The sequence below is a fragment of the Niameybacter massiliensis genome, assembly GCF_001282685.1.
Classification (GTDB): domain Bacteria; phylum Bacillota; class Clostridia; order Lachnospirales; family Cellulosilyticaceae; genus Holtiella; species Holtiella tumoricola.
The window spans coordinates 683,367-695,569 of sequence record NZ_LN875035.1; the positions used below are offsets into that span (position 1 = coordinate 683,367).

At 35.3% G+C, this 12,203-nt stretch carries 10 protein-coding genes and 1 riboswitch; all 10 genes read right to left on the minus strand.

The window, feature by feature from the left end:
• Position 1: 1 nt before the first annotated feature.
• Positions 2–1,147 (minus strand): alanyl-tRNA editing protein, encoded by a 1,146-nt coding sequence (locus BN2390_RS08970; RefSeq protein WP_053984014.1) that lies wholly within the window; start codon positions 1,145–1,147, stop codon positions 2–4.
• 138 nt (positions 1,148–1,285) lie between these two features.
• Positions 1,286–2,893 (minus strand): aspartate 4-decarboxylase, encoded by a 1,608-nt coding sequence (aspD, locus tag BN2390_RS08975; RefSeq protein ID WP_053984015.1) that lies wholly within the window; start codon positions 2,891–2,893, stop codon positions 1,286–1,288.
• A 41-nt stretch (positions 2,894–2,934) separates the two neighbouring features.
• Positions 2,935–3,756 (minus strand): Mrp/NBP35 family ATP-binding protein, encoded by an 822-nt coding sequence (locus tag BN2390_RS08980; protein ID WP_053984016.1) that lies wholly within the window; start codon positions 3,754–3,756, stop codon positions 2,935–2,937.
• Between the two features lie 93 nt (positions 3,757–3,849).
• Entirely contained in the window at positions 3,850–4,227 is a 378-nt protein-coding gene (locus tag BN2390_RS08985) for a hypothetical protein (protein ID WP_053984017.1), read from the minus strand.
• Between the two features lie 157 nt (positions 4,228–4,384).
• The gene (locus BN2390_RS08990; protein ID WP_053984018.1) at positions 4,385–5,332 is read right to left on the minus strand and encodes a DUF7916 family protein; all 948 of its coding nucleotides are present in this window, start codon (positions 5,330–5,332) and stop codon (positions 4,385–4,387) included.
• 9 nt (positions 5,333–5,341) lie between these two features.
• Positions 5,342–5,788, minus strand: a complete 447-nt coding sequence (gene rnhA / locus BN2390_RS08995) for a ribonuclease HI (RefSeq protein ID WP_053984019.1) — start codon at positions 5,786–5,788, stop codon at positions 5,342–5,344.
• 134 nt (positions 5,789–5,922) lie between these two features.
• Positions 5,923–7,266, minus strand: coding sequence for a magnesium transporter (mgtE, locus tag BN2390_RS09000; protein ID WP_053984020.1), 1,344 nt, complete (start codon positions 7,264–7,266; stop codon positions 5,923–5,925).
• Between the two features lie 217 nt (positions 7,267–7,483).
• A riboswitch (M-box (ykoK) riboswitch) is annotated at positions 7,484–7,645 on the minus strand.
• A 29-nt stretch (positions 7,646–7,674) separates the two neighbouring features.
• Positions 7,675–10,413 (minus strand): calcium-translocating P-type ATPase, PMCA-type, encoded by a 2,739-nt coding sequence (locus tag BN2390_RS09005; protein ID WP_053984021.1) that lies wholly within the window; start codon positions 10,411–10,413, stop codon positions 7,675–7,677.
• A 186-nt stretch (positions 10,414–10,599) separates the two neighbouring features.
• The gene (gene ytaF, locus BN2390_RS09010; protein ID WP_053984022.1) at positions 10,600–11,223 is read right to left on the minus strand and encodes a sporulation membrane protein YtaF; all 624 of its coding nucleotides are present in this window, start codon (positions 11,221–11,223) and stop codon (positions 10,600–10,602) included.
• 55 nt (positions 11,224–11,278) lie between these two features.
• Positions 11,279–12,187 (minus strand): radical SAM protein, encoded by a 909-nt coding sequence (locus BN2390_RS09015; RefSeq protein WP_053984023.1) that lies wholly within the window; start codon positions 12,185–12,187, stop codon positions 11,279–11,281.
• Positions 12,188–12,203: the final 16 nt, after the last annotated feature.

A 12,203-nucleotide genomic window follows, 5' to 3' on the forward strand; every position in this document is an offset into this window, starting at 1 on the left:
ATTAAGAAATAACTTTTAAATACGCTTCTTTAATTGCTTCATAACTTCCTTCAAGTGTTCCTTGGCAAATTTCTCTCCCTCCACCTTTACCTTTAAACTGACTATTAAGCGTTTTCGCCCAACCGCCTACAAGTTCACTCGGTCCACCCAATGCATATTTATAACCTTTCTCATCACAGGTAAGTAATAAACATGGCGCTGTAGAACGCTCCATCCATATACTTGCAAAAAGGCGTAATTCAAAAGGTGTTGCTTCTTCAAGGGTACATAAAGGTTCCTGAAGGTCTGCTTGGGCCATTTTAGTTTCAAACACTTGACGCTTAAGTTTAGCAACTTGTTGCTTTAAGTCCTCTTTTTCTTCAGCAAGACGCCAAACACCCTCTACAACTTCTTCGCTCTTAACAGACAATTTATCAATTAGAGCATAAACTTGATTATTTTTTAGTTGATAATCTTTTAGCGCACGTGCACCGCATAGCAAAGTCAATCTGGTTCCACTTCTATGCTTATCGGCTGTTATTATTTTGATTATACCAATTTCACCTGTTGTTTCAACATGTACACCGCAGCACGCACAACAGTCATATCCTTCAATATCTACTAAGCGAATGATTCCTTCTAATCTCTTTTTAGAGCGATATGGAATCGTTTCAATTTCTTGTTGTGTATAACCTTTCCCTTGTATAGGAATATTTTGATAGACTGCCTCATTGGCTAATCGCTCAACTTCTTCTACTTGCTCTTTGGTGAGTACACCATCAAAGTCTGCTGTCATCTTTTCTTCTCCAAGACTAAAGCCTACATTGTTATAGCCATAGAGTTTATGAATAAGACCAGAGACAATATGTTCTCCACTATGTTGCTGCATAAAGTCACGTCGTCTCTTTGCGTCCACAATGCCTTCTACCTCTTGTCCTACTTCTAGTGGTTCCCCTACAATATGATAAATATGTTCCTCTTCTTCTAGAAGCTTAACTACTGGCAATCCATTCAAAATACCTTGGTCTGCTGGTTGCCCACCTCCTCCAGGGAAAAATGCTGTTTGATCAAGCAATACACAATAGCCTGCTTCACTTTCTATACATTTTATAACTTTTGCCTTAAAAGTCATCTCATAAGGTTTTTTATAATAAATTAAATGCGTCATCTGTACACCTCCATTAAATTTATTTTAATCCAAGCTAATTATTTCGTCTATGTATAAACATAACAGTTCTACCTAATTCATACTCTCAATACAAAAAGAGCTATTACATTTCACTGTGTAATAGCTCTTTTTTATATTCTATTTAACTTCTTTTACCCATTGATTTAATACTTTATACATTGCACGTCCAATTCTTAAATAGGCACCTTCCTCTAAGTTAGCTAAAGATACACGCACGCCCCACTTAGAGGATGCAAAACCATCAGCTGCAAGCAAAATCACATTATGTTGATGTGCTAATTCATAAAGGAAATCTACACATTTATAGCGTGCAATAACAGCATCTGCTACTTCTTGTCCCCATTCCTCTACTAACCACTCCTTGAGATTAACTTCTGTGTAGTAGTATGCATCATAAGGATCTTTTTTTATTACACGTTGCATCCCTTCATAAAGAGTGCGTTTACGTTTTTTACAAATACGTCTTGTAAGCTTCTTATAATGGTCACCTTCATCTAGAAGCGCAAAACCGCTAAAGAAAGCCATCTGTACTTGTTGCGGTGTAGAAAGTCCTGCTGTATGATTAAGGGCAACAAGACGACTGTCTGCTACCATACGATCAATAAACTTTACATCACAGGCATGTGTACCAAGTGATGTATAACGTTTTTCTAACTCTTCATGTTCCCATGGTTGTAATTTTTTAATTTGATCATCAAAAACGTTACGCTCATGTAAGAGTACTGTCCCAAGTCTCCAACCTGTTACACCAAAGTATTTTGAGAATGAGTAAATGCAAAGTGTATTATAAGGTAAATCTGCTAGTAAAGAACAAAATTGAGGTACAAAAGTACTATACACATCATCTGTCACAATCATTAGATCTGGACGGTCATTTTTGACAAGATCAATAAGGTATTGCTTACTTGTTCCACTTAATGCAATAGAAAGTGGATTGTTTGGATTAACAACAAAGACTGCTTTTACCTCATTATCTTTAAGCTGATCAAGTGCTTCTTTTGTATATTGCATACTTGTATGACCATCTTCTTCAACTTCAGTTGCACGAATATAGATGGTTTCAAACTCGTAATCTGGAAGTTCTGGTATTTCTAAGTATGGTGTAAAAATCGGGGTCATAAGTGCAATTTTATCCCCTTTATGTAAAAGATGATTATGCATCAGAGAATCAAATAAATAACACATTCCTGCTGCGCCACCTTCCACACTAAACATATCAAACTTACCTTCAATTTCTCTATTAGGACAGAGTTCTTTAAGTAAATAGGCTTTTACAAGCTTTTCAATATGTACTAAAGAACGATCTGGAAACGGATATTGATCTCCAATAATCCCATGGGCTAACTCATGAATCCAAGCCTCTTCCTTAAATCCTAATGTTTTAACACCATAATCTACAAACTCACGGATAAAACCTGCAACTTTACGATCTGGGTATGCACTTAAAAAGCGAGTAAGTCGGGCGCCAATACCATCTCGGCTTGGCATCCCTGCTAAGTTTTCTTCTTGCCATGTACGTTGTGTTTCAAGTACTGCAAATTGGCCAAAAGCAAAGAAAGCTTGTCTTGGAAGAGTAGCAGTCCAGTTTGGATTCCCTCTTCCTGCATCTAAAATAGGTTGTTTTTCTTTTGAACTTTTAGCAATGTTGATTAAAATTTCCTTAAATTCAAAGCCGCTAATTTTATCGTATAACGACTCTACTTCTCCTCTTGTTGGACAAGACATGATGTGACCTCCTAGTGTTCTTCCCGCAAAAAGCTTACACTTTATAATTGATTAATTTTATTTGTTGTATAATCTAATACTTTTTGTACTTCTTCTTCATACTGAGTTGTTTTTTCCATAGATAAGTTTCCAACAGTTTGTGTCATTGGAAGTTCACCTAAAAGTTCAACATCCATCTCCTTGAAGAATTGATCCATACCCTCTTGATTAAACATTCTAATTTTCTTGCTACAATCTGGGCAAAGGATATAACTCATATTTTCAATAACCCCAATAATAGGTACATTCATTTTACGTGTCATGTTAATAGCCTTAGATACAATCATTGAAACCATATCTTGTGGTGTAGAAATCATGACAACACCAGTCATCGGAATAGATTGCATTGTTGTAAGAGCAACATCACCTGTTCCTGGCGGCATATCGATTACTAAGTAATCTAAATCTCCCCATACAACATCTTGATAAAATTGTTTAACTGCACCTGCAATCACTGGACCTCTCCAGATAACGGGTTGATTTTCATCTTCCATAAGAAGATTAACAGACATCACACGAATGCCTTCCTCTGTTTCAACTGGGTAAATTAATTCACCTTCTGTTCTAACATTAGCTTCTTTAATGTGTAAAAGTCTTGGTATACTTGGTCCTGTAATATCAGCATCCATAATACCCACTTTATGACCTTGGCTAGCAAGTGTTTTTGCAAGTAATACAGACATTGTAGATTTACCAACACCACCTTTACCACTCATGACACCAATAATCTTTTTAATATTACCATGTGTATTTAATTCTATTTGACAAGATGATTCACTTTTGTTGCATGAACCATGACTTGGACAACTACTACAATTTGACATCTTTAATCACCTCGTATTTTATGTTTCTTTTTTATTCTAGGTCTCTTATTCCCAACTGTCAAACCTATTTAAAAAGATGTAATTAATTTATTATTAAAAACTATCATACAGCATTTCATCATCATCTACCCATTTATGACTACATGCATTACAGCTATAATATTCATCTATAACAAAACGTACTTCATTGCTCTCTATTTCAAAACATCGGCGTACTTTATCTAACACATCTTCCTTAAGACATTTATCATAATAGATAACATATTGTTTACTATTGGTATTATAAGCTACACGACCTCTTGGCCAAAAATCATATTTTTCATTGAATTTGGCTTCAAACTCATTACGCCATACACGGTCATGTCCTTCTGGTGGATTATAGAAAACACCTTGAATGGTCCCTTGCTGTCTGTCGTATTTTTTAGTTAAAATATCGTCTTGTTGACAAAAAAACACGCCTATTTGTGCCATGTTTGCGCCCCCTTATTCATATATTATGTCTATTCATTTCTATCCATTATGTCTAACTTTCATCTATTTGTCAAACATCTTTTTTGAATCCTTTTAAGCAAATAAAAACCACATCAAAACTTTTCTCCTGCAAAAGAAATTTTTGATGTGATTTACTTTATCTTAAAATAGATTGTGCCATACGTCTATAAGTATGACGAATGCCACGTATAGCAATAGAGAGTGTCTTAATATTTTCTGGAAGTGCCATACCAAAGGTACCACAATCTCCAATGTGTTGAATATCTGCACCTGCCATTTTTGAAAGGAGTGCCATTTGCTCAATGACACTTTCACTTGATCCCTCTTGTGAAGTGCCTATTGTTGTCATTGCCAATGCACCCGCTTCATGAATCGTATTTGTCATTTGCTTTGCTAGTTCTAAATCAAACCCTGGCACTGTGCCTGGAGCCGGGAAAAGTACAATATCTGCACCCCACTCTACAAAATCCTTCACACAAGCTACATCATATAAGTTACCACTACCTGCACCATGCATTTTGCCTGCAATAATTAAAACTTCTTCTCCCAATACCTCTTTAGCTAGCTTAATACCTTCACAAATAGTTTCATGCGTTACACCTGTATTCGGATTTCCTGTAAGCACTATATAATCAAAACCATAGGCTAAAGCACGTTCTAAATTCTCACGACTTAAACAATAGCCTGGTTCATAAGCGCTTCCTTCTGGCACCGGTTCTAAGTTTACACCAATTAAGCGACCCACCATTTTTTTTAATTTTCGAATATAATCAGTATCCGCCAAATTATCTGCAATTTGCTTTTCTAACTTCTTAGCTAATTCACCCATTCCTTGCATGGCATCTATTTCTGGATGAACACCCCATATAAATGGCGCATTAAAATTAAAAGTATTGAGTGTAATCATATCTGCTCCAAAACTTGCCGCAAGCTCTAAGTTAGATACTTCTCTAATATAAGGGGTATAGCTTACAATCGTTTCAGAGACAACAGTACGCCCTTCTGATGTGGCAATAATCTGTTTAAGTTCCTTCTTACTTAGTGATTCAATATCTTTAGTTGTGAGCTCAAAAATTCTTTTCATTTTATCCTCCTATTGTTCATCCATTGCACGATTGGCAAGCGCATCTGCTTTATTATTTCCAAAATTATCACTGTGCCCTTTAACTTTTACAAATTTAATATCTTTAAATTTTTGTTTTTCCGCATACAGCTGTTGCCAAAGTTCTTTATTTTCTACAGGCTCTTTCTTTGATGTCACCCAGCCTTTTTTCATCCAATTATAAATCCAACTTGTAATCCCATTTAAAACGTAGGCGCTATCTACCATAACTTCTATGGGTACATCTTTCCATTTAACTGCGCGCAAACCTTCTATACAAGCTGTAAGCTCCATAATATTATTGGTTGTTCCACGGGTTCCACCATAAAGTTCTTTTGTTTTATCTTGATAGGTTAAATATACACCCCATCCACCTACATTATTATTTTTCCCATTTCCACGACATCCACCATCGCAATAAATGATTATTTTATCCATAGTTCACCTATTTTCTCATCTCATTTAGTTTTAGTCCATTTACCTTTATTATATCTAACTTATCCCTGAAATTAAACACCTAATAAAATACAAAATCCCTAGAATTCCTTCTAGGGATCATAAATTCTTTTAAATTATACGAGGTAATGAATAAAAGCTGTCGCAAGCCCAAGGAAGAAGAAGAAACCAAGTACATCTGTAAATGTGGTTACAAATACTGAAGATGCTAAAGCAGGGTCTATCTTCATTTTCTTAAGAACAATCGGCACAACAAGTCCTGATAATGTCGCTACAATCATGTTAAGAATCATAGCAATACCTATGACTGCTCCAAATATAATATTACCTTCCCATAAGTAGCCAAGCACTGCTATAACAGCACCAATAGATACCCCTGTAATAAGACCAATTCCAAGTTCTTTAAGTAAGGCTTTTTTAAAGTGTTTTAAATCTAATTCTCCCAGTGCCAATCCACGTACAATAACAGTCAGTGTTTGTGTACCTGCATTACCACCCATCCCAGCTACAATTGGCATAAAAGTAGCCAGAGAAACAACTTTTTCAATTGTTCCTTCAAAAAGTCCTACTACAGCAGAAGCAAAGATTGCTGTGAGTAAGTTTACAAATAACCAAGGCAATCTACTTTTAACAGATTCTTTTAAAGTACCATTAACTTTTTCACCTTCACCAACACCCCCTAGTTTATGGATGTCTTCGGTATTTTCATCACGTAAGATTTGCATGACGTCATCAACTGTTACGATACCAAGTAGGCGCCCAACACGATCTACAACAGGTAGTGTTAAATAACCATATTTCTCAAATAAATGCCCTACTTCTTCTTGATCCATATCAAAAGGAATGGTCTCTACATTGGGTTGCAAAATTTCCCCTATAGTTGTATCAAAATGAGTTGTTACTAACTCTTTAAGTGTTACAACTCCTTTTAATTTATCAAAATCATCAACGACATATAAGTCATAGGCATGATCAATCTCTTCTTTATTATCTTGTAAATATCTTAAAGTTTGTTTTACTGTCATATAAGCTTTAACACAAACAAACTCTGTTGCCATAATCCCTGCTGCAGTATCTGGATCGTAACTTAAAAGTTGGCGTACTTTTCTTGCATCTTCTTCTGTCATCTTCGCTAAGATTTTATTTGCCTGTGTTTCATCTAGCATTCCTAATAAGTCTGTAAGCTCATCAGATGCCATTTCTTCAATAATATTGCGTTGTCTATTTTCACTAAAACTTGTAAGTAAGTTATATTTTTCTTCTGGCTCTGCCTCATCAATAATTGAGGCAATATAATGTTCTGGTAGTCTACTTAAAATATCTAATCCGTTTTCTTCATCTTCTTTTAAGATATCTAAAATATCAACTGGGTGGATATTTTCAATGTATTCAATAATTCTTGCTTGTGGTGCGTGAAGAAGAAACTTTTTAAGTTCTTCTTGGCTCATGTTTGTTTTCATTATCTGTCCCCTCTCTCAGGGAGCACCAGTTCCTACTGTGGTATGACTGGCCGCATCCCCGTCTATCTGATTACTTCCCGATTGTTCGTTGCTACTCTTTGGCGAATCCAATCATACCACCTCCTTTTATCTTCTATTTATTCCTATAACATTTTTATTCATTATATAACTTCCTAGACACATAAAAAAGGCTTCTTGCTAGACGCAAAAAGCCATAAAATACGGACTTCACAACGTTTTAGCACTATAAAGCGTAGACGATTTGTCAGCTACATTAAAAATAACCTTGTGGATCATTTCTGTTCACCCATTGGAATCTCTAGATTTTTCTGGGCAGCAGCCTGTGTCTTTATAGGAGCCTCACCTAAAAAATGTCACTCTTCTTTATTCATCATACAAAATCCCTTTTTATCTGTCAATAGAATGTCTTAAAAGCTTACTTGTAAAACGCATAATTAATTTTAAGATTTCATTAACTAAAATAACTGAAGTACCTACTAAAATAATTTTACCCCACATATTTTGATTAAGTGGTACGGCATTAAAGAACTTACCTGCAAATTGTGTAATAATAATTTGTACAGCACCTGTTGCTGCAATGACTTGCAATGCAATTTTATTCTTTGTAAAGTTTGGGAAAATACTTGCAATACCAAATTCTCTACAATTAAAAGCATTAAACAATACTAAAAATGCAAATAAACTAAAGGTTACTGTTTGCATTTCACTGGCATGTCCAATGACACGTGTTGGATCTGCACCAAGGAAATTCCACTTAATTTGTGCGTAAAGTACGCCTGCGATATACAAACTGTTAAGGGCAATAGTCAAAATCATAAAACGATTAATAATACTTGCTTTACGATCAATAGGTTTACGTTTCATAACTGTTTCACGAATCGGTTCAAGTCCCAGTACTAAAGCAGGTGGTCCATCCATAATAATATTAATCCATAAGAGATGGATCGTTGTAAATGGCATATCATGTCCCATCAGTTGGCTGAGAATAGCCATTAAGAACGCAATAATGTTAACTGTAAGCTGGAACTGAATAAAGCGTTGGAAGTTATTATAAATCCCACGTCCCCATTTAATAGCTTGTACAATGGTACTAAAACTATCATCTGTCAAAATAATATCTGCTGCATTTTTACTCACTTCTGTCCCTGCAATCCCCATGGCTACACCTACATCTGCTTTTGTAAGAGCAGGGGCATCGTTAATACCATCTCCAGTTACAGCTACAACTTCACCATTGCGTTGTAAGGCTTGTACAATACGCATTTTAGTTGTAGGTTTTGATCTTGCTACAATACCAATCGTTTTTATTTCTTTACAAAGGTCTTCTTCACTAAGCTCATCAATATAGCTTGATTCAACTGCTCTTAATTGATTTGGTCCTCCTACAATGCCAAGTTGTTTACCTATAGCAATAGCCGTTTGAATATTATCCCCTGTAAGCATTTTCGTTTCAATACCACCATCTGCGGCAATTTCAATAGATTCTTGTACACCGTCGCGAAGAGGATCTTGTATACCTACAAATCCTTGGAAGATTAAAGTTTTATTCCAATTTTCTCGTGTCTTATAGTCTTTGATTGTTTCACTTTCTAAATAGCCAAAACCTAATACACGCATGGCTTCTTTTTGGAGACATGCCATTTCCTTTAAAATTTCTTGTTTACGTGTTCCTGTAAGAGGTACAACATTATCACCACGTCTTTCATACTGGCATTGTTCTAATATAACTTCTGGTGCACCTTTTGAATAAATCTTGTACTTTTTAGGTGTGTGAATAATGGTAAGCATATATTTGTTTTGAGAATTAAATGGCATTTGACGTACTAAGTCACTTACCTCTCTTGCTGTTTGATAATTAAAATCTTTGCAAAGTCTTAAAAGTGCACATTCCGTAGCACTTCCTATGTATTTAGGTTCTTGTCCACTATATTCTACATCTGCTGTACTATTGATAAGGCAATTATGAATGAAATCTTTGTATTTAGGAAAAGCATTCTTATCAATATATTTCCCCTCTAAATAGACACGCTCAACTTGCATACGATTTTGTGTCAATGTTCCTGTTTTATCACTACAAATAACACTTACACTACCGATTGTTTCACAAGCTTCTTTTTTACGTACAAGTGCATTTATTTTTGCCATTTGTTTCATTGTAATAGCAAGAGTAATATTGATCATTGTTGTTAAACCTTCTGGTACTGCTGCTACAATAAGTGCAACACAAACAACAAAAGCTGTTTTAATATCTGGGAAACACGTAGCGAGCCCACCCAGTGAAGCCTTTAGAGCCTCTCCATTTCTAAAGTCTAACTTGATAGAAGATTCCTGTATAATTTGGCAAAACATATAGACAAATAACATAGCTGCAATTGCTGAAGAAATTTGTGAAATACGTTTCCCTAAATGATCTAGTTTGATTTGAAGTGGCGTATCTGTATCACGTTCTCCAAGTTCACGTGCAATATGCCCCATCTCTGTCCCATCTCCTGTTGCGGTTACAACCATTATAGCCGTTCCTTGGGCAACTAAGGTACCACCAAAAAGCATATTTTTCTGATCTGCTAAATGGTCTGATTCTATAATACAATCATGCTTTACAACGTCATCTGATTCTCCAGTCAGCATGTCCTCTCTTACTTTAAACTCAAGTGCTTTGAGGATACGTCCATCTGCTGGCACCATATCTCCTGTTTCCAAGAAGATAATATCTCCAATAACTACATCACTTTTATGAATAATTTTTTTTACACCATCACGCATGACTTTAACTTGTATATCTTCTGTCATCTGAGCCAGTGCATCTGCTGCTTTCTTAGATTTACTTTCTGTAATAAAACCAATTGTACTACCAATTAAAATAGCCAAACAAATACCTATTGCATCATGGTACTCTTTAATAAGCAAGCTAATCCCTGCTGCAATCAGCAAAATAATAATCAATTGTTGGCTTAAAAGTTCTTTGACCTCTTGAATGAGACTACTTTGTTTGGGCTTAGTAAATTCATTTTTTCCATAGGTTTGAATACGATTACCCGCTTCTTTTTCTGTAAGTCCCTTTTCTTCTAACACCTTGAGTTGCTTTAGAACTTTATCCTTAGGTTGTCTGTAAAACTTATTTTCCACAGTATCTTGTCCTCCTTCTCCCTTAAGTATAGGTAATGTATTATATGCCTACATTTTCACAAATATGCCAACTTGTCCTCTATTTTATCTCTCTGTCCTCTCTTCCTCCCAAAACCATTCTGATCACTGAAAAATACCTTCGTACAATAAAAAAAGAGACTACTTTTAAGTAATCTCCTCTACTAATTAAAACAATTTCATAAAAGCTAAAATAATTAATGTCACACCACTTAGCCATGAAATTTGTATGTTTTTAAGTTTAGCTAATTTATGTCCTAGCCAGCAACCTAATAAGATTGCAACCATACTGACAATCATAGAAACAATAGCTGTTTCTAAATAAGGTGTTTCTACAAGACCACTTCCAAATCCTGCAGCAATACCATCTAAAGACAATACAATCCCTAAAGATATGGCTTCTTTAACACTTAAAACTTTTGAATGGTCTTGATCAGCTTTTGTATTATCCATATAAATGTCTAATATAAAATGATAGTCCCAACATTTAAAACTTAGTCCCTGTACATGATTAGAATGGCGATTAAGTACATCTTTAATGACACCTTCACAAAATCTTGACAGACCTAAAAGTAATAAAAGCACAAAACATACTATGGCAGTGACTTGTGGTGGCAACCAATTACTTACAAGTGCACCACATGCCATAGATATAAGTAAAATAACTGAACTTACTCCACTTAAGGCAAATGCAGAACCAAAAGGAATTTTAATTTCATCTACACCATAAGCAACGCTTGCCACAAAAGCATCTATAGATAAGGCCATGACTAATAATAAGACTTCTATCATGTTATCCTAAACCACCTTCATTGATCTTCTCCTTATCTATTTATATGAAATTCCCTTAAAAAGGTTCTACTCCTTCTTCGTTAAAAGGTGGGATAAAACTTTCTTTATTGGTCTCACCTTCCTGAATAAAACCATTTTCTACACCTAATTCAATGGCATAATCCACTAAATAGTCATAATGTGCTGGCGAAAGTGAGCGATTTAACTCAGGATACTGGCTGACATGTGGCAAAGGCGTATATTGATTCATAATACTTATAAAAATTTTATCACCATAAGTATGATAAAGTGTCTCAATAATTTTTTTAGAATCAAATAACAACCCTGGCAACATAAGATGCCTTACAATAACACCTTTTTGGATAATCCCTTCTTCATTAAAACGTGCTTTACCTACTTGACGTACCATTTCTTCTAACGCTTCACTGGCATAGGTTTTATAACCTGGTGCAGAAGAATACTTTTTGGCATAGCTCTCTTTAAAATATTTGAAATCTGGTAGGTACACATCAATAGATCCTTCTAACAGTTTTAAAGTTTCTACCCTTTCATAACCACTGCTATTATAGATAATAGGCAGATGAAGACCTTTGCTTTTTGCCTGTTTTAAAGCTTCTATAATTTGTGGCACATAATGGGTAGGTGTCACTAAATTAATATTGAGTGCCCCCTGCTCTTGAAGTTCAATAAAAATTTGTGCCAATCTTTCTATTGTAATACCTTTACCTTTTCCAACTGTACTAATTTCATGATTCTGGCAAAATACACATTTTAAAGTACAGTGTGAAAAGAATACCGTTCCTGATCCTTTTTCACCTGATATACAAGGTTCCTCCCAGTAATGAAGTGCAGCACGGGCAATATATACCTTACTATCTGCCTTACAAAATCCAAGTTGTCCTTCTAAACGGTTAACCCCACATGCTCTTGGACAAAGTTTACATGCTTGTAATTTTTCTAACATTTTTATGGCCTCTCTT

Bases quoted from the DNA above. Each gene is read 5' to 3' on its own strand.
- BN2390_RS09015 (WP_053984023.1), bottom strand. From the start codon at position 12,187: ATGTTAGAAAAATTACAAGCATGTAAACTTTGTCCAAGAGCATGTGGG.
- mgtE (WP_053984020.1), bottom strand. From the start codon at position 7,266: ATGAAAACAAACATGAGCCAAGAAGAACTTAAAAAGTTTCTTCTTCAC.
- BN2390_RS08970 (WP_053984014.1), bottom strand. From the start codon at position 1,147: ATGACGCATTTAATTTATTATAAAAAACCTTATGAGATGACTTTTAAG.
- ytaF (WP_053984022.1), bottom strand. From the start codon at position 11,223: ATGATAGAAGTCTTATTATTAGTCATGGCCTTATCTATAGATGCTTTT.
- BN2390_RS08990 (WP_053984018.1), bottom strand. From the start codon at position 5,332: ATGAAAAGAATTTTTGAGCTCACAACTAAAGATATTGAATCACTAAGT.
- aspD (WP_053984015.1), bottom strand. From the start codon at position 2,893: ATGTCTTGTCCAACAAGAGGAGAAGTAGAGTCGTTATACGATAAAATT.
- rnhA (WP_053984019.1), bottom strand. From the start codon at position 5,788: ATGGATAAAATAATCATTTATTGCGATGGTGGATGTCGTGGAAATGGG.
- BN2390_RS08985 (WP_053984017.1), bottom strand. From the start codon at position 4,227: ATGGCACAAATAGGCGTGTTTTTTTGTCAACAAGACGATATTTTAACT.
- BN2390_RS08980 (WP_053984016.1), bottom strand. From the start codon at position 3,756: ATGTCAAATTGTAGTAGTTGTCCAAGTCATGGTTCATGCAACAAAAGT.